The 21,336-nt window shown below is 45.2% G+C and carries 25 protein-coding genes; 19 read left to right on the plus strand and 6 right to left on the minus strand.

Going from position 1 to position 21,336, the window contains the following annotated elements; all coding sequences use genetic code 11:
• Nucleotides 1–645 (plus strand): penicillin-binding protein activator LpoB, encoded by a 645-nt coding sequence (gene lpoB / locus EAO36_RS02735; protein WP_120947660.1) that lies wholly within the window; start codon nt 1–3, stop codon nt 643–645.
• On the opposite strand, the gene ung is transcribed toward lpoB, so the two are convergent.
• Nucleotides 631–1,377: a uracil-DNA glycosylase gene (ung, locus tag EAO36_RS02740; RefSeq protein WP_120947661.1), complete on the minus strand. Its 747-nt coding sequence runs from the start codon at nt 1,375–1,377 to the stop codon at nt 631–633. The genes lpoB and ung overlap by 15 nt on opposite strands.
• A 188-nt stretch (nt 1,378–1,565) precedes the next feature.
• Here ung and EAO36_RS02745 point away from each other — a divergent pair, with 188 nt between their 5' ends.
• The 7 genes from EAO36_RS02745 to EAO36_RS02775 all read left to right on the plus strand — a co-directional run bounded on the left by EAO36_RS02745 (nt 1,566) and on the right by EAO36_RS02775 (nt 8,652).
• Nucleotides 1,566–2,252, plus strand: coding sequence for an LPP20 family lipoprotein (locus EAO36_RS02745; RefSeq protein ID WP_120947662.1), 687 nt, complete (start codon nt 1,566–1,568; stop codon nt 2,250–2,252).
• A gap of 16 nt (nt 2,253–2,268) precedes the next feature.
• Nucleotides 2,269–2,886 carry an HP0838 family lipoprotein gene (locus EAO36_RS02750; protein WP_185962987.1) on the plus strand — a complete coding sequence of 206 codons (618 nt, stop codon included), beginning with the start codon at nt 2,269–2,271 and terminating at the stop codon, nt 2,884–2,886.
• Nucleotides 2,887–2,892: 6 nt separating this feature from the next.
• Nucleotides 2,893–4,620, plus strand: coding sequence for an OmpP1/FadL family transporter (locus EAO36_RS02755; RefSeq protein WP_407925312.1), 1,728 nt, complete (start codon nt 2,893–2,895; stop codon nt 4,618–4,620).
• A 59-nt stretch (nt 4,621–4,679) separates the two neighbouring features.
• Complete coding sequence (locus EAO36_RS02760) at nt 4,680–5,675, plus strand: alginate lyase family protein (RefSeq protein ID WP_120947664.1); 996 nt, start codon at nt 4,680–4,682, stop codon at nt 5,673–5,675.
• Nucleotides 5,676–5,859: 184 nt separating this feature from the next.
• On the plus strand, nt 5,860–7,977 hold the full coding sequence (locus EAO36_RS09060) for a methyl-accepting chemotaxis protein (protein ID WP_120955675.1): 2,118 nt from the start codon (nt 5,860–5,862) through the stop codon (nt 7,975–7,977).
• 133 nt (nt 7,978–8,110) lie between these two features.
• Nucleotides 8,111–8,377 (plus strand): TrbC/VirB2 family protein, encoded by a 267-nt coding sequence (locus EAO36_RS02770; protein WP_235852189.1) that lies wholly within the window; start codon nt 8,111–8,113, stop codon nt 8,375–8,377.
• Nucleotides 8,377–8,652 (plus strand): competence protein ComB, encoded by a 276-nt coding sequence (locus tag EAO36_RS02775; RefSeq protein ID WP_120947824.1) that lies wholly within the window; start codon nt 8,377–8,379, stop codon nt 8,650–8,652. Before EAO36_RS02770 ends, EAO36_RS02775 begins: the two co-directional genes overlap by 1 nt.
• Here EAO36_RS02775 and murG read toward each other — a convergent pair.
• Complete coding sequence (gene murG / locus EAO36_RS02780) at nt 8,649–9,716, minus strand: undecaprenyldiphospho-muramoylpentapeptide beta-N-acetylglucosaminyltransferase (protein WP_120947667.1); 1,068 nt, start codon at nt 9,714–9,716, stop codon at nt 8,649–8,651. The genes EAO36_RS02775 and murG overlap by 4 nt on opposite strands.
• A gap of 3 nt (nt 9,717–9,719) precedes the next feature.
• On the minus strand, nt 9,720–10,133 hold the full coding sequence (fliW, locus tag EAO36_RS02785) for a flagellar assembly protein FliW (protein ID WP_120947668.1): 414 nt from the start codon (nt 10,131–10,133) through the stop codon (nt 9,720–9,722).
• Nucleotides 10,134–10,242: 109 nt separating this feature from the next.
• Between fliW and EAO36_RS02790 the strand changes: the two genes are divergently transcribed.
• The 5 genes from EAO36_RS02790 to EAO36_RS02810 all read left to right on the plus strand — a co-directional run bounded on the left by EAO36_RS02790 (nt 10,243) and on the right by EAO36_RS02810 (nt 13,878).
• Nucleotides 10,243–10,740, plus strand: coding sequence for a hypothetical protein (locus EAO36_RS02790; RefSeq protein ID WP_120947669.1), 498 nt, complete (start codon nt 10,243–10,245; stop codon nt 10,738–10,740).
• Nucleotides 10,741–10,807: 67 nt separating this feature from the next.
• Nucleotides 10,808–11,236, plus strand: coding sequence for a 50S ribosomal protein L13 (gene rplM / locus EAO36_RS02795; protein WP_162983049.1), 429 nt, complete (start codon nt 10,808–10,810; stop codon nt 11,234–11,236).
• On the plus strand, nt 11,237–11,626 hold the full coding sequence (gene rpsI / locus EAO36_RS02800) for a 30S ribosomal protein S9 (RefSeq protein ID WP_013889610.1): 390 nt from the start codon (nt 11,237–11,239) through the stop codon (nt 11,624–11,626).
• An 18-nt stretch (nt 11,627–11,644) separates the two neighbouring features.
• Entirely contained in the window at nt 11,645–12,985 is a 1,341-nt protein-coding gene (locus EAO36_RS02805; protein WP_120955676.1) for an MATE family efflux transporter, read from the plus strand.
• Nucleotides 12,986–13,026: 41 nt separating this feature from the next.
• Nucleotides 13,027–13,878 carry a J domain-containing protein gene (locus EAO36_RS02810; protein WP_185962956.1) on the plus strand — a complete coding sequence of 284 codons (852 nt, stop codon included), beginning with the start codon at nt 13,027–13,029 and terminating at the stop codon, nt 13,876–13,878.
• A gap of 1 nt (nt 13,879) precedes the next feature.
• Here the strand turns inward: EAO36_RS02810 and EAO36_RS02815 are convergent, their stop codons facing one another.
• Nucleotides 13,880–14,107, minus strand: coding sequence for a YdcH family protein (locus EAO36_RS02815; protein ID WP_120947671.1), 228 nt, complete (start codon nt 14,105–14,107; stop codon nt 13,880–13,882).
• Between the two features lie 73 nt (nt 14,108–14,180).
• Between EAO36_RS02815 and EAO36_RS02820 the strand changes: the two genes are divergently transcribed.
• From EAO36_RS02820 to EAO36_RS02830, 3 genes are all read left to right on the plus strand, one after another.
• Nucleotides 14,181–15,407: a hypothetical protein gene (locus EAO36_RS02820; protein WP_120947673.1), complete on the plus strand. Its 1,227-nt coding sequence runs from the start codon at nt 14,181–14,183 to the stop codon at nt 15,405–15,407.
• A 47-nt stretch (nt 15,408–15,454) separates the two neighbouring features.
• Nucleotides 15,455–15,826, plus strand: a complete 372-nt coding sequence (locus tag EAO36_RS02825) for a hypothetical protein (protein ID WP_120947674.1) — start codon at nt 15,455–15,457, stop codon at nt 15,824–15,826.
• Nucleotides 15,827–15,916: 90 nt separating this feature from the next.
• Nucleotides 15,917–17,272 carry an FAD-dependent oxidoreductase gene (locus EAO36_RS02830; protein ID WP_120947676.1) on the plus strand — a complete coding sequence of 452 codons (1,356 nt, stop codon included), beginning with the start codon at nt 15,917–15,919 and terminating at the stop codon, nt 17,270–17,272.
• Here the strand turns inward: EAO36_RS02830 and EAO36_RS02835 are convergent.
• Nucleotides 17,269–18,255, minus strand: coding sequence for a type I glyceraldehyde-3-phosphate dehydrogenase (locus EAO36_RS02835; protein ID WP_120947678.1), 987 nt, complete (start codon nt 18,253–18,255; stop codon nt 17,269–17,271). The genes EAO36_RS02830 and EAO36_RS02835 overlap by 4 nt on opposite strands.
• A 124-nt stretch (nt 18,256–18,379) precedes the next feature.
• Between EAO36_RS02835 and EAO36_RS02840 the strand changes: the two genes are divergently transcribed.
• The 3 genes from EAO36_RS02840 to EAO36_RS02850 all read left to right on the plus strand — a co-directional run bounded on the left by EAO36_RS02840 (nt 18,380) and on the right by EAO36_RS02850 (nt 20,172).
• Nucleotides 18,380–19,072, plus strand: coding sequence for a Bax inhibitor-1/YccA family protein (locus EAO36_RS02840; RefSeq protein ID WP_120947679.1), 693 nt, complete (start codon nt 18,380–18,382; stop codon nt 19,070–19,072).
• Complete coding sequence (locus EAO36_RS02845; RefSeq protein WP_120947681.1) at nt 19,056–19,478, plus strand: thiamine-phosphate pyrophosphorylase; 423 nt, start codon at nt 19,056–19,058, stop codon at nt 19,476–19,478. The genes EAO36_RS02840 and EAO36_RS02845 overlap by 17 nt, the downstream gene beginning before the upstream one ends.
• Before the next feature lie 61 nt (nt 19,479–19,539).
• Nucleotides 19,540–20,172 carry an NAD(P)H-dependent oxidoreductase gene (locus EAO36_RS02850; protein WP_120947683.1) on the plus strand — a complete coding sequence of 211 codons (633 nt, stop codon included), beginning with the start codon at nt 19,540–19,542 and terminating at the stop codon, nt 20,170–20,172.
• On the opposite strand, the gene EAO36_RS02855 is transcribed toward EAO36_RS02850, so the two are convergent.
• Nucleotides 20,159–21,310 (minus strand): epoxyqueuosine reductase QueH, encoded by a 1,152-nt coding sequence (locus tag EAO36_RS02855; protein ID WP_120947685.1) that lies wholly within the window; start codon nt 21,308–21,310, stop codon nt 20,159–20,161. The genes EAO36_RS02850 and EAO36_RS02855 overlap by 14 nt on opposite strands.
• Nucleotides 21,311–21,336: the final 26 nt, after the last annotated feature.

A 21,336-nucleotide genomic window follows, 5' to 3' on the forward strand; every position in this document is an offset into this window, starting at 1 on the left:
ATGACGCAGGATTTAAAAAAGGGTTTGAATAAAAAAGTATGGGCTTCTTGTATAGTGGGTGCGCTCATCTTGGCTGGTTGTGGGCAAGAGGTGAGCTATGTCTCCCAAAAGGATCAAGATTCTAAAAAGTATGCCACTGCTGGGCTGGATTACCAAGATATTGAATACGCCGCCAAGACAGCCGTTCAGTCCATGTTAGCTAGTGGGGAAATGCAAGAGCTTAAAGGTAAGCAGGTTATTGCCGTGTCTGATGTCTTGAATGACACCATGCAACACTTTGATACCGAGCAACTCACCCAAATGGTGATCCAAACTTTAACCGATCAAGTTAAAGGCAAGTTTTATGTAACCAAAGCCATTGCTGGTAGTGGAGGTAGTGCCGATCACATGATTGGCAAGGTTAGACAACTCCGCGACGATGAGGAATTTAACCAAGAGACCACCCAAGAAAAGGGCACACTCAGAGCTCCCGATCTCTCTTTGTCTGGCAAGGTGAGCCAAAGAAACGCCCGCGTGAGTTCTAGCAAACAACGCATTGACTATATCTTTATCTTGACCATCACGAGCATTAAGAGCGGTTTGGTGGTGTGGAGTAGAGAATTCCCCATTGTCAAGCTAGGGAGCAATAAATCAGTCTCGTGGTAGGGGGTCTGGTGCCCACTCCATCGGGATATTTTGGGCTTGCAAAAACTCTTGAGCCTTGTTAAAAACCCCACTACCTAAAAACAGGGGGGGGCGTGTTTGAGCGAGCGGGCTTGGGTGGGGAGCTGATAAAACCAAGTGCTGGGGATTAGGGCTTAAAAGCTTGATTTTTTCTTGTGCTACTTTACCCAAGAACATGAAAACTAGAGGGCGTTGCAAGGTGGAAAGTTGCCTTAAAACTTGGTCGGTAAAGGTCTCCCAACCTAAAGATTCATGAGACTTGGGTTTGTTTTTCTCCACGCTTAAAATCGCATTGAGCAGTAAGACACCCTGCCTAGCCCAACCTTGCAAGTTGCCATGGAGGCTGGGTGTAATATTTAAACTTGAGAATAATTCCTTATAAATATTTTGCAAACTCTTAGGGATGGGGGCAACTCTTGGCACGCTGAAGCTCAAACCCATAGCCAAAGGATATTCTTGGTCTTGGTGCATAAAAGTTCCCGGGTAAGGGTCTTGACCTAATAAAATGGTGTGTAAACACTCTAGGGGAGTGCATTCAAATGCCTTAAAAAGCTCGGTTGGCAAGGGAAAAACCCGCGTGTGTTTCATTTGAGCGATTTTAAGACTTTGCATGTAGTTTTGATTGAGCGTTTTAAACTCTGGAGTACTCACAATGGGCATGAGCAAATCGCACCATGCACTCTTTTTAAGACGCTCCAAGATGTGGAAGAGCATGCCAGCAACCTTATACGAACTAAGTCTTTATACCGATTATAGCGTAGTTTAGTTAGATTGGCGGGGGACACACCATTTTGAAGCACTACATAAGGATTTTTGTTTAAATATCAGATCGTCTTTATCATCATTTTTAGGGTTTTTGTGTTAAAATGAAGTGCTAGATTTATGAATAGAAGGGTTATAAGATGAAAAAAGCTGGCTTGGAGTTGGATCGGAGCGTAAGAACTAAAGGGCTCACACCTCTCTCTTTGTCCTTGTTGTCCTTGGGTTTGGTTGTGGGGATTGCCGGGTGTGGTTGGTTTAAAAGACCGGCCACCCAGTTGATTCCCCCCTCAGCCACCGGGTTGCAAGCCCCCATTTACCCGCCCACGACTTTTAACAACCGCCCTATGGCTACAAGACCCCCAGTAACGCTTCCACAGCCCCAAGTTGCCCAACCGACGACGCGCTTTGAAAATCCCGCCCAAAATGTTACACCCAATGTCGCCTCTAATAACGGTGCGGTAGGAGCAATTCCCAACACACCCATTCTCACGCCTACCAATGTAATTGAGATTAGCGCGGTGGGCATGGGTGTGGCCCCTGAATCCACGGTTTCGCCCTCCCAAGCCCTAGCCCTAGCCAAGAGAGCGGCCATTGTCGATGGTTACCGCCAATTGGGCGAAAAGATGTATGGGATTCGCGTCAATGCTACCGACACGGTGAAAGATATGATCTTGCAGAACTCTGTCATCAAAACCCGCGTGAATGCCTTGATCCGTAATGCCGAGATCACAGAGACCATTTATAAAGATGGGTTGTGTCAAGTGAGCATGGAGCTTAGATTAGATGGGCGCATTTGGTATAATGTCTTCAATAGTGCTAGAGGATAATGGAATCGCGTAGTTTCTGATGTCTTGGCGTGGGTTGTGGGCTCTTGTGCTCTTGGGTTTGTTTTTGAGTGCTTGCCACAAGCAACCGCACGCCAAGCAACCGCACGCCAAGTCCAAATCCCATAAGTCCCACAAGTCCAAGAAGCACAAAAGCCTCTTTATTAAGAAGAGTGCCACCCAGCGTGCTCAAGAGGAACAAGCCAAACTCAATCAAGAGATTGACAAATTCCGCCTGATTTATATTTATACGCCCATGTTACGCTACTATGACTATGGTTCCATCGAAAAGACAAAAGAGGGTGAGATTGAGATGGTGCTTTACAAACTAGGCCAACGCTTTGGCGATATTTTAATCAAAAAAAACTATGTTTGTTTTTCGGGCACTTGTTCGGCTAAATGGAGTGTAGCGCGGGATATGTTTGGGAAAGTCAGTTATGGCGATCTCTTTGATGATATTGTGCTGGGGCGTGATATTTTCATGGGGATGGGTAAGCGTTTGGAACCCAATGGGGATTTGATTCAGCGCTTTGTGGAAAATGGGGAGTTGATTTATTATGAGCGCAATGCGGATAGAACCTTGTTCCAAAACATGACAACCGGCATTGCCATCTCGATCCAGCGTTACCACCCCTAGGGACATATTTTGAGAGTCTATCTTATTTTACTAGCTTTGGTGTCGGGTTGTCTTAGGGGCAATGGGTTTAAAATCTCTGAGCAAAGCTTGAATGGCACAGCTCTAGGTTCAGCCTACATTGCCGGGGCGCGTGGGGCAGATTCTAGCTATTATAACCCGGCTAACATGGGCTTTAATAATGATTGGGGAGAGAATCAAAGTGAATTTGAAGTTACCAGCACGGTGATCAATATCCCCGCCTTTAAGTTCATGGTTCCTAGCACCAATCAGGGACTTTATTCGGTTACAAGTCTTAAAATTGACAAATCTAAAGAAAATATGCTTGCCATTGTCAATGCTCTAGGTTTAGGGAGTTTGGCTTCAGACATAGGTAAAACTCTAATCACTGGTGGATTGAAGACGGTGATGAATTTGGTTCAAAGTCTGCAAAATCTCACCAATCAAAAAGTTACCACCGTGGCTTCTGTACCCGATGCGCAAGTGGTGAGTGGTTGGACGGGCACGACTAATTTTATTTTGCCCAAATTCTTTTATAAAACCCGCACACATAATGGCTTTACCTTTGGAGGGAGTTTTACCGCCCCCTCAGGACTGGGCATGAAATGGCATGGCTTGGGCGGGGAGTTCTTGCAAAATGTCTTCATTATGATGGTGGAATTAGCCCCTAGTGTGAGTTATACGCTGGGTAATCGCTTTTCAATTGGGGTTTCAGGGCGGGGACTCTATGCAACCGGGAGTTTTGATAACACCGTTTATGTGCCCTTGCACGGGGCTTCTGTGCTCACTGGAGATCAGATCTTAGGTCTACCCAATAATGTCTTTAGCCAACAGGTGCCCTCAAGCATGCGCGCACAACTCGCTGGCATTGGTGATAAAGCTGCGGCTAACTGCAAAGCCAACATGGACCAGAACTCGCCACAATGTCAGGTTTTCTATAATCAACTTAAAAATGTGATGAAAAATAGTGGCTTGCAGGAGGCGATATCTGATCTCTACGGGACTTCTAAGGTCGTGCAACAAAGTAATGGGAGCTCTTGGGGTGGGGGGTATAAATTGGCTGCGAGCATGCGTGTGTTTAATAATGGCATGTTCTCTATGGTCTATACCAGCAGTGTTACTTTCAATATGCGGGGCAATCTGACGGCCCTAACCCAGCTAGGACCTAGTTTGGGGAATGTGCTCACTAAGGGGCATTTGAATATCAATGTGTCTTTACCCGAGGTCCTCAACATCGCCTATGCACACGAGTTTTTTAAAAACCGCTTGCGTGTGGAGGGTGTGTATGAGCGCACTTTTTGGTCTCAGGGTAATAAATTCTTGGTTACCCCAGACTTTGCTAATGCGAGTTATCAAGGCATTGGGGGCACGGTGCAGTTTTTGAGTGCAGCGACTTTAAAAAAGATGGTGGGATTGGCTGATTTTAGCGGGGTGATGAATATGGGGGCGGGCTGGCGAGACACCAACACCTTTCGAATCGGGACGACTTATATGGGTCGGAGTCTGCGCCTAATGGGTGCTCTAGCCTACGATCAAGCCCCTAGCCCCCAAGATGCGGTTGGTATCCCTGATTCTGATGGCTACACCATCGCTTTTGGAGCTAAATACAACTTTAGAGGCTTTGATATTGGCTGGGGGGGGACCTTCACTTTTAAGAGCAACCGCAATAGTTATTACCAATCAAATGATATAGGCCAATTACGGATTTTCTCAGCTTCTTTGGGTTATCGGTGGTAGTATTATTATCTCATTGCGCGCAACCCCCAATCGCGATTTAGGTGTTTAAAAGGAGCGCGGTGAAAAAAATAATCCTCTTGGGGCTGTATTTTTTAAGCACTTTGCAAGCCACGCCATATTTTTTTAGAGATTTCCACTCTAGCAATTTGGAACACGCAATCCATTTGCACCGCAAGCTTAAGAAAGAAATCCAAGTCTGTGCGCAACTCAATACGCTACCACACTACACCCCCACAGGTGAGAGAAAAGCCGATCCGTGCAGTGCTGCATTTAAAAGATCCGCCACTTTGTCCTACGATTTGGCTTTAGGTTTTTTGGTGAGTGGGAAACAGGAATACGCCAAGAGGGCTCAAGAGATTTTAGAAAAGTGGGCACGGGGTCTTGAAGTGGTGGGCTCAAAGGAGGCTGAAAATCTGATTAATTTTTACATGCCCTATATGAACATGGCTTATCTCTTTATCCGCTCAAAGTTTCCCAGCCGCGCATTTGAACGCTTTTCTAGCGGCATGTTAGCGTATGCGCGCTATGGCAAGACGAATAATATCGGGGCTTGGGCTATCCTTTTGGGTGTGAGTAGCGCGCTTGTTACCCACGATGACAATCTGCTTTCAAAAATGGCGCATAAATGGCAAGAGTGGATTTTAAACGCCATTGATGAAAATGGTGTGATGGCAAAAGAGATTGTGCGTTCCAACACTGCTGACTACAATGGCGGACCCACTAAGGGCATTAAAGGCATTGCTTACACACATTTTGCCCTCACGCCCATTAGCGTGGCTGGACAACTGCTTGCAGAAAATGGCTTTGATCTTTGGCACAGCCAAGCAGCCCAAAAACTTTTTAAGGCCTACGAAAAAAGCGCAGAATGGGTGCTCAATCCTACAAGTTTTCCTTACTACCAACCAAATTTAATTGGTGTCCATCATGACGCTTATTTTTTGCTCTTAAACCAATATTTTAAGAGTATAGCCGGACAACAAGCCATCCAACAAGACGGCTTTAAAGGGGATCGTTTTAGGTTGCAGTTTAACGATGTTTTAAAAACTATCCAATAGGCATCTAAGTCTTGATTGGGGGGCACCCCCCCCTACCCCCCCTACATTGTTTAATTAAATTAATAATTTTATACTAAAATTCTCGCATTTGCGATTTTATTGTAGGAAACTCAAGAATGGAGGTCAAAATGTCAAGGACGCAGCCTAACCACCTAAATAGGGGGGGGGGGGGGGGTAATAGCTTATGAATTTGTCCAATCTCAGAATCGGCACCAAACTTGTTTCTCTCATTATTGGGGTTTTGCTTGTCATTTTCATTGTCCTCTCTTTGGTGATCACCCACAAGTCTTCTAAAACCTTGCAGACAGAGGCTTATAAAACCCTCTACAATGTCGCTAAGAGGCATGCTAACCGCATCATCCCCGCTTTTAATCAAGGCTTTGCCCTCTTAGAAACTTTAAGGGAGACCATCCAAAACTCCATTGACAATAATTCCTTACGGGAAGATGAATTGACTAATTTTGTCCGCACAGCCTTTGATGAGGCAAATTGGTCAGATTATTGTTTTCTCTATCTCCCCCACGCCGTCTTTAAAGATTCGCCCAGCAAAGTTATACCCAAACCTATAGATGTAGAGCATCCTATCCCTGAGGGCTTTTATTTGGCTCTTGAGGATACTGATGTCTTCCATGTTGGTGGGATTATCTCCCTCTCCCTTCAAGAAAGTGCCAAAATTTTCAATGGACCCAATATCAAAGAAGTGTTGCGCACAAACAAGGACATGCTGAGTGAGCCCATGCCCATCCACATTGCAGGCAAGGATGTAACCTCTGTTATCGCCACAGTCCCCATCAGAAACAAACAAAAACAGGCAATCGGCTTTATTAGTCTGGCAATCGATCTGACTAAAATGCGTCAAGAGGTGATCATGGATAAGACCAGTTCAGTCTATCCGGGCGATATTATTGCGGTGCTCTCCTCTACCGGGCGTGTTGCTGCTTTCCCAGATACCAACATGATTGGCAAACCCTTAATTGAGGTCAATCCGGGTCCCTTGACAGAGACCATTTTAAAGGCTGCCAAAGAGCATCACGAGGGGGTATTCCCTTACATGAATATCAGACACCAAGAATCCTTTATCGGACTTGTGAATTTCAGAGTGTGGCGCGATATCGATCAGTTTTGGTCGGTCTTCATTGTTGCTCCCAAGGACGCTATTTTTAAGCCTAAAGACGAACTTGCAAGACTTGTTATGGTAACTGCGTTTTTTTCTCTCATCATCGCCGGGATATGCGTGGCATTTTTGGCTAATAAGATCATCTCTAGGCGGCTCTCTGCAGTGTTAGAGGGATTGGTTACATTTTTTAGGTTTTTAAACCATGAGAAAGTCTCTCTCAAACTCTTAAAGGTGCAGAGTAATGACGAATTGGGGCAGATGGTGGGTGTCATTAATGCCAATATCCAAAAGATTCAACAATCCTTAGAGGAAGACCAACAAGCCGTGTCCCAATCGGTCAGCACGGCTAAGATCATCGAGTCGGGCGATTTGAGTGCGCGCATCACGCAAATTCCAGCCAACCCCCAGCTCAAAGAACTTAAAAATGTGCTCAACACCATGCTAGACACCCTAGAGCACAAGGTGGGGCGCAATATGGATACCATCAACGCTGTTTTTGAAGCCTACAAGAAATTTGACTTCACGGCTAAAATCCCAGAGGCTAAGGGCGCGGTGGAGATCACTATCAATATGCTAGGTCAAGACATCCGCGAGATGCTGAGTGCCTCTTATGCCTTTGCCAAAGAATTATCCTCCCAAAGCGAGATTTTGAAAGAATCCATGCAAACCCTCTCCCAGAGCAGTGTGGAGCAATCTAACTCCCTAGAAGGGACTGCCCAGCAAATTGCCCAAATCACTGCTTCTATGCAAAACACCAGCGCGCGCACCACCGAGATCACCAAACAAGTCCAAGAGATCAAAAACATCATTGCCATCATCCAAGACATCGCTAACCAAACCAACCTTTTGGCTTTGAATGCGGCTATTGAGGCTGCTAGAGCGGGCGAACACGGGCGAGGCTTTGCTGTGGTAGCCGATGAGGTCAGAAAATTAGCCGAGAGGACCGGGAAATCTTTAGGCGAGATCGAGGCCAATACAAACTCATTGGTCCAAAGCATGAACGAGATTGTGTCTAATATCCAAGAGCAGGCCAGTGGGATTGAAGCGGTCAATGAGACGGTCGAACAATTAGAAGTCGTGGTGCAAAAAAACGCCCAAATCGCCCAAGACACCGATCAGATCACCCAAAAAGTCAATGACATCGCTAAGGAAATTTTTGATGATGTCAATAAGAAAAAGTTTTAGAGTGCCATCGTTAAGTTTTACCATGCGTATCCAAGCGATCGCAATCGTAGTTGTTCATGGGGAATTTAGTCAAATGGGGGTAAAATGGGGGAGGTTGGGGGTGGGAGTAGGAATTTCACAATAGGTGGTCGGTGTGCGTTTTTGGGGCTTTTGGGTAATCAGTTGTTCGTGGTTGCTAGCACAAGGGACGGATAGCTTTTTTAGTGCCATTGAAGCGCAGTTAAAAAGCAACACGGCTAAGGGCATTTTGATGTTGATTTTTATCGGCATTGCCTTTTATGTGTGGCGCAATTTGGATCGCTGGCGTGAGATTTTCTTCACCATTTTGGGCGTGGTGTTGGGGATTGTGCTTTTTTTCAAGGCTCCAGCTTTAGCTTCTTGGTTTATGGGGTTGTTTTGATGGGTGCACGCTATCCCGTGCTGGTGATCTCTGTGCCTAATCTCAAAGAAATCTCGACCAAAGAAAAATTCTTATGGCTGAATGCCAAATCGTGGATTTTGGCGATTTTCATTCCTTTTATTTTGTTCCCATGGCTGGGCTTGATCTATGCCCTCTTGCTCTATGGGGTATTTTTAGGACTCTTTAGCATTTTAGAATTTTTTGATGAGGATATCGCCGATATTTTGGTGGCGCGCTCCAAGATCAAAACGCCCAGCGCGCACTTTTACGCTTAAGCCAGTTGCTCTAAGATACGATCCACAATCAAACGCGCGCCATCACTGGAAATCTTAGCCCGAAGCCTTGAACTCACTTCACAAATATAAGGCCCCTCTTTTTTGGGCGTTTCTAACCATTGGATAAAATCAAAGAGATGTTGGGGGTGCAAATCGTGCTGGAAGGTGATCTTAGCCAAGCCCTCTTGTTCAAACTCTAGGGCATTGAAATACTGGTGGTTATTGGCGGCATAGGGGTAGGGAACAAACATCGTGGGCAGATTGTTGGCGCACAATTCCCAAACACTACTCGCCCCCGCACGGCTCACACAAATATCGGCTTGTTTCATTTTCTCCACTAGATGCAAATCAAAGCCAAAGAGATCCACCTCATCTAAGATGCCCAAACCCTTGTAAAGGGCTACCATGCGATCGTAATGTAAGGTCCCGCATTGGTGGATGATCCGCATACCATTTTTGAGCAATTTACGCGCGCATAAAAGTGCAAACTCACTAATGGCTTTAGCTCCTTGAGAGCCTCCTAAAAATAGGATGGTTTCGACCTTGTTGCGCACACGGGCATGATCAAAAAAAACCTGTTGGACTGGGTAGGGTGTTTGGACATAATTTTTTCTTTTACGATCCTCGCCCTTAAAGCTCCCAAACACGCTCTTGGCATAGGGAGCAACTATTTTATTGAGCGACCCCTGCACAGCATTTTGTTCGTGGATAAAAAGGGGCGTGCGGGTGACCATGCTCGCAAAGCTCCCCGGACCTGCACTAAACCCCCCGACACTGACCATGCCTTTAATTTGGTGTTCCTCGATGATTCTAATTGCTTCTTTGGTGCTTTTTAATTGTTTGAAAAGCGCACCAAACTTCCTAAAAAACCCCTTATTGACCACACCCTCCGTGTTCAAAAAATAGCATTCTTTAAATAGATCGCTATGCTCAAACCATGCCTTGTCCTGCCCAGAGGTGCTCCCCATGAACACGAGGTCTTGCCCCCTGCTTTTGAGTTCTTGGGCTAAAGAGCGCGCAATACATAAATGCCCGCCCGTGCCTCCTCCAGTGATTCCCAACATGGTCTAAAGCGCAACTTGGGAACTATTAGATGTTTGCATGCACACAAAGGATTTGAGCATGTCTCTAAAACCAAAATCGGGATAATCCATAATAGAGAGCGCGACCTGAGCCGCATAGGCGTTTTTGGGGTTAAAGATCAAGGGGGCTAAAAAATTCACCATCGACTCTTCTAGTTTCTTCTGGATCACCACCACGCAAAAGACTTCCACCTGTGAATGCGCATCCAACTCCAAGAGCAACTCAATGTATTTGGGGATACTGAAATGATAATCTCTAAGCTTATAGGGATTAGCCAAGATCATGCTAATGGTCCCATCTAGGCTAGTGATCCGACTAAAGAGGTCGTCAATGTGGGTTAATTCTACTTCTAAAATCCGCTCAAATCCTAAAATAGGAGCTTTCAATTCATAGCGCATGCACTTCCTTATGGCAAAGATACCCTAGATAAAGCAAAGGGTATTCCATAAAAGCCTGTGTTTGAGTTAGGCTTTTTACGCTACAATGCGCCCCAATCAAGGAGAGAACATGCCCTATAATATTAAGAGTATCCCCAAACTCAAAAAGTGGATCATCAAATGGCAAACCCGATCGCTGGGCAAACACCTCCATGTGCATATTTTGATCCTTTCTGTCTTGGTGTTTTCCGATCGTTGCGATCTAGACAAGCAATTAGACAAGATCAAAGTCTATCTGGACAGGGCACTTAACCCCAGATTGGCTAGCATGGTTTTTGAGCGTATTTTGGTTAATATCGCTGATTATAATGCCGATGAGCATTTATACCTCAAGGATCGCATGCGGGTCTTTGAACTTTTGGTGCAAAATATCCAGCTTTATGGCATTGTACTAGACATTTGGGATGAGGAGATTTATCAAGATCACCGTGATATTTTAAAAGTTGCGGTCCAGAATGCCTACGACAAGCGTTATAGCTTGGATTCAGAGAGCCAACGCGCTTTGTCTTACCAAATGCGCATCTTTGCCAATAAGCGTGTGCCGTCTGCAAGCTTTAAAACTTCTTAATTTCAGCAATTTATTAGTTTTAACACACTAGAATGGGCGTTTTTTGATACTATATAAGGGAAGCAAGATGAACTTGACACAATCAATCAGAGCAGAGGAAGTGAAGCGTGCATGGGTGGTTTTAGATGCCAAAGATCAGGTCTTTGGGCGACTCATCACCCAAGTGGCGACTCTTTTGCGTGGTAAGCACCGCCCTTACTACACCCCACATGTGGATTGTGGGGATTTTGTGGTGGTGATCAATGCGGGCAAAGTGAAGTTTTCGGGCATGAAACTAGAGGATAAAGAATATTTCACCCATTCGGGCTATTTTGGAAGCACCAAGAGCAAAACTTTAAAAGAGATGTTGGAGAAGACTCCGGAAAAACTCTTTTTCTTAGCCGTGCGGGGCATGTTGCCCAAAACCAAGTTAGGGCGCGCGATGATCAAGAAACTCAAGGTCTATAAAGATGATAAACACCCACACACCGCTCAGGTGAGCAAAAAGGATAACTAGATGACAAAATTTTATGCCACAGGAAAAAGAAAAACCGCGATCGCCAAAGTTTGGCTATCCCATGGGAGCGGAGAGCTAGACATCAATGGCATGGACTTAAATGCGTGGCTAGGCGGGCATGAGTCCATCAAAATGAAAGTGATGCAACCCTTGGTTTTGACCAAACAAGAAGGGCTGGTGAATATCAAAGCCGTTGTTTTTGGAGGCGGGTATAGTGCCCAAGCAGAGGCTTTGAGACACGGGATTTCTAAGGCTTTAAACCTCTATGATAGTGCTTTTAGAGCCATTCTAAAGCCCAAAGGCTTACTAACACGCGATTCTAGAGTGGTTGAGCGCAAAAAATATGGCAAACATAAGGCTAGACGTAGCCCACAATTCTCTAAACGATAGCACGCAAGGGGGGGTGCTATGGCTGTTGATTTAAGAAAAGATAGTATTCCCCGCCTCTTTTTTTATTATTTTATCCCACTCGCTTTTTCCATGATCTCGCTCTCCACCTACTCCATGATTGATGGCATGTTCGTGGGGAACAAGTTAGGCAAGGATGCCCTTGCGGCTGTGGGGGTGTGTTGGCCTATCTTCCCGACTCTCTTTGCCTATGAATTGCTCTTTGGGCTAGGGGCAGCCTCCATTGCCTCTTATTTTTTGGGTAAAAACCAAGCCCACCGTGCGCGTCTTGTTTTTAGCTCCGTGTTTTATTTTGTAGCACTAAGCATGGGGGTGATTGGCTGGGTTTTAATGCCCTTTAGCGATGATATTGCGCGTTTGTTAGGTAGCAGTGAGTTGCTTTTGCCAATGGTGTCTATTTATATCAAGGTGATCTTGATGGGGGCTGTTTTTATGGTCTTGCACCCCTTAGCCGATGTGTTTGTGGTCAATGACAAACGCCCCATGCTAGCGATGATCGCCATGCTTGTAGGCTCGCTAACCAATGTCTTGTTTAACTATCTCTTGCTCTATGTGGTGGAAATTGGCATCCATGGGAGTGCGATTGCCACGGTTTTAGGGCATGCGGTGGGTTTTTTTGTGTTGCTCTCTCATTTTTTGTTGAAAAAAGGGCAACTTTACTTTGTGCGCCGTTTCAATCTGGCTAGCATCATCTCGTCGGCCAAGAGTGGCCTACCTCAAAGTGTCTCTGAGCTCAGTGCCGCCATTGTCATGCTCTTGTTCAACCACACAATCATGAGCACCACCAACGAACGCGATGTCTCCATCTATGCAATTATCATGTATAATGGAATTGTCTTTTGGACGACCCTACTAGCCATTGGGCAGGGTATCCAACCCATTGCGAGTTTTAGCTATGGTGCGGGCTACATCGATCGAGTTAAGGCGGTTTTTATCTTTGGGCTAAAGGCTTCTTTGTGTGTGGGGAGTGCCCTTTACGTGCTTTTTTATTTCTTTGATACCCATTTGATCAAACTCTATATGGATTCAGACAAACTAGCCAGCGATCCAAACTTTTTGCAAGACACCAAGCACGCCATGAATGTCTATTATGCCGGGCATATTCTCTTAGGGCTCAACCTTTTTTGCGCGATCTTTTTCCAATCCATCCAGCGCACGGCGAGTTCTTTTCTCATCACCCTTTGTGAAACCATCATTTTTATTGCGATTTTGCTCCCGATTTTGAGCCATTTTTTTGGCATCCAAGGCATTTGGATTACTTACCCGCTTTCCCAATTCTTAGCCTTGATTGTGGCGGTGTTTGTGATCCGCTATGAGATCAAAAGAGCACCTTTGCGATGAATCCAGAGCAAAGTCTCCCAAAAAACATGCGATAATGCACCATGCAAATCAAAACCAAATTAGTCCCCAAAGCCCTAAGCCCCCACTACACACACGCTTTGAGCAAGAAAAACAATCAGTTTATCGAGGTGTGTCTAGACCCATTGCTCTATAAAAAAACTAGTTACTATGTCAAAAAACATTTCGCCGAACATGTCAAATTCAAGCACACCCTCATTCTTTTAGAGACAGAGAGTCTCAAAAAAACCTATTTGCTCAACCGCCTTTTTTACGCCAAATACGCCCTGCACCCCTTCCACCACCCCGACACCTTTAAAACCCTCTTACAAAAAATCTTGGATCACGCCCACTTGCCCATTGTGTTTAAAGAGTGCCAAACACCCCATAGTGCAGGTTATAGACCTATCTTGGCTTTGGTGCATCGAATCGAGGTGAATGTGGTGTACATGCAATCGCGTTTGGTATTCTATTACACCAATTTTATTGCCCGTGAGTTTTTGCACGCCACCTTTGCGCCCTATATCTTGTTAGAAACACCTTTTAAAGACAAAAGCAACAAGAGAGAGTTCTTGCATGAAACCCACGTCCACATCGATGCGCTCTCGATCTTAATGACCCTTAGAATCCCCCACTTTAAGCATGCCTATATCCATTTTATTTACCCCACCCAAACACTCTATCTAACCAAACAAGAGGAAATCATTTTAAGGGCACTGCGCACACTAGGCTTGGGTGTGATGCACTCCAAAGAGCAGATCAAGCAACGCTACTTAGAACTAGCCAAACTCTACCACCCGGACACCTCAACCCCCTCCTCTATTTATTCTCAAAGCATCTACAAGCAACGCTTTTTGGAAGTGGCAGAGGCTTATGAGATTTTAAAATGCCTCTGATCTATTTTTTGTGCTTGGTGCCCTCTTTATACTCTTGGATCATGCGGTAAATCTCATCTTTAAGGTGGAGTTTTTTCTTTTTCAACGCCACCACTTTTAAATCATCGGTGTTATGCGCCTCTAAAGTGGCGATCTCATCATCTAGAGCGTTGTGCTCCTCAAAAATCCTATTGAAGTGCGGGTTTTGATTGCTCAACTCTTTGATTTCATCGCGATATTCGTGGAACATAACCATCCTTTAAGTGTAATCTTAGCCCTCTATTATAGTATAATGGGCTTTTTTACCCGCTTAAAGGATTGGCATGCCCGCTGTTTTACTCCGCCTTGTTTTAGTCGGATTTTTAGCCTTAGTGCCCATGAGCGCGATAAGTTTTAAAGATCACATGCGCTACAACCTAGGCTTTAACCTCTTCATCATGGACCATGAGGGCTCGACCAAATATTGGGTCAATACCAATACCACACTCAACACGCGTCTAACCCCTGAGATCGGGTTTGCCTTTGATCTCAAAAATGTCGAACAAAAGTTAATGATCGGGGCGTTCTTCTTCCAAAATATCCACACCTACCAGATGAATTTTCCCTCCAAATGGGGCCCTACGATCTATTATCAGGCAAGAGGACGCTCATTTAACTTCTATGGGGGTATTTTTCCTAGAAAATATTTAAACGGGCACTACCCCTTAAATGTCTTTGCGCCCTATTACTGGTTTATTGACCCCAATGCGCGTGGTTTTTTGGTGCAATATAAACCCATCTACAAACCCGAAAAACCTGCCTATTTAGAGGCAGAGTTCATGCTAGATTGGTTTGGGGGGAACTGTTATACATGCAAATACGGGCGCAATGGCTTGGGCAATGGCATGGATCGCTTTAGTTTTATGGGCTATACCCAGCTTTCCATGCTGAAAAATTTCTTGATTTTGGGGGGAAATGCGCAATATTTCCATGTAGAGGATCAATTCCTGCTCAACTGGCCCCATGTGTCTGCTGGTGTACCTAAAGGCTCGGTATATCTTCTAGATCGCCTGTATTACCAAGCCTACGCCAAGAGTGATTTACTCAATCTCGTCCCCTTTATGGAAAAAATCAATTTTTCAATTGGTGTACTGGGGAATTTAGAGAGATTGCGGCATGTGGATATACCCACCCCCTTTAAAATCAGCACGGGTCTATTTGTGGAAGGGCATTTGCAATATAGAGGGTTTGGAATCAGCGATCTCTTTTTTGCCAGCAAGCATGGCGAGGATTTTTATTACAACAAATACAAAAATGTAGAACTCATCTGTTCTAAGGATTACTGCCCCACGCCCATTTACCGGGGCGTACCCTTTTTCCAAGCCCCCCTGTATAACCGCTTAGACATTTATTATGAGTTTAGAAGCTCTTTTGCGAGCATTAAAACCCAATTTGTCTATAACACCATGAGCGACTATGCCCAAACCAGTTCTTCTTACCAAGTCTATTTCACGGTTGCCCTAGATAGCTACGAATTGTTGAATTTTATCTTGCGGAAAGTCAAACATTAGCAAAATCATAAAAAGCCGATATGTAAGCCAAAACTTAAGGAGCTTACATGCCGGTTTCTATTGTAGGCAATGTAACCTATGTCAATCAAAATGCTCCCTATAGCTCCATTGTCAATCAAAACGCCCTCCCCAAGATCGAAGAGATCAACCAAAAGGAGTTTGTCGAACGCCTGCAAATGGTCCAAGCCACCCGCGCGCTTGAGGAAAATAAAGCCGTGCATCGGGACAAAGAGGAGCAAAAGAATAGCCACCCACAGCAAGAGTCATCCCCAGATCAGCCCGATGCGCGTTGCCACAAAGACAAAACCCATTGCTACCATGGACATTATTACAGCGATCGCGATTTAGAGCGCGCGGTTGAAAATACCCACGAATTAGAGCAATTCGTGGAAAAACATATTTTTGATATTACAATTTAAAAGTTATTCATATTATTATCTTGGTGGCTGGAGGTCATTGTAGAATGGAATAAGCATGGTAACATTGTTAGAAAGCAACAAGGATAGCGCATGGAGTTTGATTACGATTTGGCGGTGATCGGGTTTGGCAAGGGTGGCAAGACTCTAGCTGCCCAAAGTGCTAAGATGGGTAAAAAAGTGGCACTGATCGAACAATCTAGCGAAATGTATGGCGGGACATGCATCAACATCGGGTGCATCCCTTCTAAGGCTCTATTGCACATGGCAACCCATAAAAAAGGTCCGGTGGGCTATAAAGAGAGCATTGAAGAAAAAAATAAGCTGGTGGCATTTTTGCGCCAAAAAAATTACGAAACCATGCAACAAGCCAGGGTGCAGGTTGTTGATGGCACAGCTAGCTTTAAAGACAAGCATACTCTGATGATTTACCACAAGGATAGTTGCCAAGAGATGAGCGCGGCCCATATTGCCATCAACACCGGTTCTATCCCGCTCATGCCCAATATCCCCATCCAATCCCCGCATGTCTATGACAGCACCTCTTTGATGCAACTTGCAACCCTCCCTTCTCATTTGGTTGTGGTGGGTGGCGGGCATATTGGGTTAGAATTTGCCAGCATGTTGGCTGATTTTGGCAACCATGCCCACAAGAACTATACGAAAATCACAATCTTAATGCGTGGGGATACCTTTTTGCCTAAAGAAGATAAGGTCTTCCAAGAGAGCATTTACCAATCCTTAACCCAGCGTGGCATTGAGATTGTTTTAAATGCGCAGGTGCAAAGTATCCAGGATCAATACTTGCACTATGTGGACAGCAAGAGCAACCAAGAGTACACCTTGCAAGCCGATGCCTTTTTGCTCGCCACGGGGCGTGTCCCCAATACCGGGTATTTGCATCTAGAAAAAGCCGGGCTCAGAGTGGGCAAACAACAAGAAATTATCACCAATGAATTTTTAGTGGCTAACCCAGATACGGGTGGGAATATCTATGCTTTGGGTGATGTCAAGGGTGGGGATGTCTTTAGCACCTATGTGAGCTTGGATGATTTTAGGATTGTTTCTAGCCATTTGTATGGGGACAAATCCCGCACCACCCACAACCGCTCTGCCCTGCCCCAGGTGCTTTTCACCCAAACCCCCTATAGCCATGTGGGCATGCGCGCCAAGGATATAGAGAAGTTAGGTCAAAAAGTGTTGGTTAAGACCATCCCTACCGCCTCTATCCCCGGGGCTAGGGTGATTGAGGACACCACAGGGCTTTTGCAGGTTTTAATTGGGGATCAGCCCAAAGAACAAATCTTGGGGGCAAGCCTACACTGCCCACTTTCCCATGAGATCATCAATGTCTTTGCCCTAGCGATTAACCAAAAGTTAGGCTTTAGTGCACTCAAAGACATGATCTACTCCCACCCCTCCATCATGGAGAGCTTTAACACGTTTTAGTGGATATAAAATGCCATCTCTACAAGGCGTTTGGCATAAGCCCATTCGTTGTCATACCATGCCATGATCTTGGCATGTTGGCCCAAACTAAAAGCCATGTCCTCAATCACCACACAACTAGCACTATTGCCTATAATATCCGCACTCACCTTGTAGTGGCTATCCATCTCCAAAATGTTGCGCAAGCGTTCTTGACTAGCCTGCCTAAACACATCGATTAAGGTTTCTGTGGGGATCGAGCGTCCCAAACGTGCGCTCAAATCAATCATAGAAACATCCATAGTCGGCACACGGACACTGCGCCCATGCATTTTGTCTTTAAGCTGGGGGAGCACGAGGTGCAGGGCTTGTGCAGACTTTGTTGTGGTGGGGATGATGTTATGCGCTGCACGGCAACGCCGTTTATCAGTTGCGCCAATCCCATCAACTAGAGCCTGCCCTTTGGTGTAACTATGAATCGTGGTTAAAAGCGCGCTTTTAATTCCAAAGTGTTCGTCTAAAAGCATGCAAATAGGGGCTAGGGCATTGGTGGTGCAAGAAGCGTTGGAAATAATGGGCTGGTTGTCATAAAAATGGTGATTGACTCCTAGTACAAAGGTTGCCGGATTGTTGGGATCGGCATTTTCAAAAGGCGATCCCAAAATGACCTTTTTAGCACCCTGCTCCCTAAACACCTCCAAAGCGGGTATGTTAGAAAATTTTCCCGAAGTTTCCAATAAAACATCGATTCCGCTTAAATCCAAATCTTGTGGGTGGGCATTTTGGGTGATCTCTAAAATGTGATCGCCCACCACCAGCTTAGAGTTACCCAACTCCACATCTTGGTCATAAATCCCATGCACGCTGTCATGCTGGAACAAATACGCTAACATCTCCCAATCCCCAACATCATTAATCTTGACCAAGCATTCTGGATATTCAGCAAGCAAGATTCTAGCCACACAGCGCCCAATCCTTCCAAACCCATTAATGGCAATTTTCAAAACTCTACCTTTGTTTCAAATTCCCCAACTCCCCAGCCAAAATACCCGCAATCTGCCATGTTTTAAGCGAGGTATTAGAGTGCGGTGCTATAATCCTACCACTTTTTAAATTAAAAGGAGTACTATGGCACTTTATGATCGATCTGGCTTGCAACAAGAAGCCTTTTCACACGCACAACAAAGCGAAACAGCCCTTGTTAATTTTGTTAAAACCACCTACAAGTTTTTTGCCGCTAGCCTCTTGCTCGCCACTATCGGCGCGCTAATTGGTTTTATGAATTTCCATATTGCGCTCCAGTATAAGTGGGTGTTTTTCATCGCTGAGATTGTTGCTTTCTTTGGCTTGATGTTCACAAGGAGCATGCCCACCCTCAATATGTTCATGCTCTTTGCCTTCACTTTCCTTTCTGGTATTACCCTTGTGCCCTTGCTGGGTTTTGTGATCGCTAAATCAGGTGCAGCTGCTATTTGGCAAGCTTTGGGCATGACCACCATTGTTTTTGGCGTGATGAGTGTTTATGCCATCAAAACTAAGAACGATCTGGCCAATATGGGCAAAATGCTCTTTATTGCCGTGATTGTAGTTTTGGTCGCCTCTTTAATTAACCTATTCTTAAACTCACCCTTCATGCAAGTAGCGATTGCGGGTGTGAGCGTGATCCTATTTAGCTTGTTTGTGGCTTATGACACCCAAAACATCATCCGCGGTCTATATGAAAGCCCTATCCAAGCAGCCACAGCACTTTATATCGACTTCCTCAACATCTTTGTTTCGCTCTTGCAAATCATGGGCATTATGGGTGGCCGCAACGACTAGAGATTTTGAGCGTCTCTTAGATGCTAATTTAAACCGCTTCAAGGAGGGGGTACGGGTGGTAGAGGATGTGATGCGCTACCTCTACGATCACGCTGAACTGGCCTTGAAACTTAAAAAAGTGCGCCACAACGCCACCTTGATTTTCCAACAAAATAACTTGGATTTATGTGCCCTTTGTGCTGGGCGCGATAGCCAAAACGATGTCCTAGTCGATTCGGACTTTAGCAATGCCGGATCGTGTTTGCAGATGGTGCAGGCTAATTTCAAACGTGCCCAAGAGAGCGCACGGGTGCTAGAAGAGTGCTTTAAATATCTGATTGCATTCGCTAAGCCAGCGGATTTTAAATCCTTGCGCTATGAATTATATACTCTTGAAAAAGAATGTATTGCTTTGATCCAAGCCTAAATATGAGTGCTTGTTTGGCAGATTTGGCTATAATCAACCATCTTAACACAAAGGACTTTGTATGCAACACCCCAAACCCCTACACCATGGCGATCTCAACGCCTTTTTGCACCGCCGTTTTGCGTGTAAAAAATTTGATGCCAGCTACACCTTACCCAAGGAAACCCTAGAGCTCATCTTAGAGGCTGCACGCCTAGCCCCTAGCTCTTATAACACCCAGCCTTGGGAATTTGTGGTCGTGCGTGGCAAGCTCAAAGACCAGCTTTTACCCCATGTGTTTTTTAACGCCGATATGATCCAAAGCTGTTCGGCTTTGGTTGTGGTGGGCTATATGCATGCGGGTTCTCTCAATGCGGAGTATTTGCGTGGGTTTTACACTCAAGAATACCATCAAAGAGTCGCTAATGGCGTGGAAGCCTTGCTCAAAGATCGCTTGAAAAACGATTTGACCTTGATTGAGGGCTACATGAAAGAGCAATGCTACATTGCTGTGGGGCAGATGACCCTAGTAGCCACCCTTTTAGGCGTGGATTCGTGCATCATTGGAGGGTTTGATGCCATTAAGGTCAAACATGTTTTGAATGCGCATTTTAACCCCCCCCACATCGCTTGTTTGGTGGCACTGGGTAAGGCAGACATGCCCACCACTAAAAAGGCACGCAAGCACAAAGATAGCGCAATCAAGTGGCTTTGAGTAAGTAAAAATTTTTGTGGGTGAAGGTTTGCGCCACGATCTCCAAATTGATGGGCGCATCTAATAGCCCCAAATTAGGGACAATGATGATGGGTTGGATACTCTCCAAACCAACGAGCTTTTGACGGATATGGAGTTCTTGCTCATAACTTAGGGGGGTGAAACTAGGCAGATTGAGCAAAGTTGCCACGCCCCTATGATCTAAAAATAGACTTTCATCTTTCACACTCACGCCTAGCATAATCTTTAAAGGCTTGATCTCCAAATGGTGTTGTTGGGCTAACATTTGTTCGGCTAAAGTCGCCTCAATACTATAAAGTTGGATCGTTAAATCCTTGATCACGACCTGCTTGCTCATCGAATGATTCAAAATCACGCTTGGGATCACTTGATCACCCACATGCACAACGCCCCTAAGCAGTAAATAAGTTTGTAAACTTTGTTGTAAAAGCTGGTAATCTTGACGGCTTTGCTCCAATTCATCCCGCTGGCTAAAAACTTGGAGGCGTTTGGTGATGCTAGCCGGGTGGATCTGGCGGCTTAAAGGGCTGATTAATTCCATGCATGGTTTGTCTTGGGCTTGGCGTTGGTCATTGAGGGCAAACTGACACCCGCAATAATTTTGGCGATAAAGTTTGTCGCGTTTGGCTAGGGCATTTTGTTTGGTTACTCCGCCCTGTGCGCGCACATTCAAATAGAGAAACTCCAGCCTATAACGCCCCGCAATTTTTTCCCCCTGTTGTTTTAAAACCACCTGCTCTTTCATCGGGCTTGAGAGTAAAGTGGTGCTAAAGTGCTGGACACCCAGCATTAAGGCGAGTTTAGCGCAAGCCTCCAAACGCACATCAAAGCAGACATTGCAACGCGCCCCCTTTTCTTTTTCTTGTTCTAAACCTTTCACTGCCTCCAGCCATGCGCTCAAGGCGTATTCACCCTCAATGAGGGCAATATCCAAGTGCGCACACGAGCGTTTGACATCTTGGAGGCGTAATAAATATTCCTCATAAGGGTGTATGTTGGGGTTATAAAAAAACCCTACAAGAGAGCTTGTTGGGTAGAGTCTAGCCAATTCTTGCAAAAAATAATGGCTATCCACTGAACAGCAAATATGCACCAGTATCTGATCGGGTGCGCTCATTTTTTAAGCACCATATACACATAATA

The organism is Helicobacter mehlei (assembly GCF_003660265.1).
Taxonomy (GTDB): Bacteria; Campylobacterota; Campylobacteria; order Campylobacterales; family Helicobacteraceae; genus Helicobacter; species Helicobacter mehlei.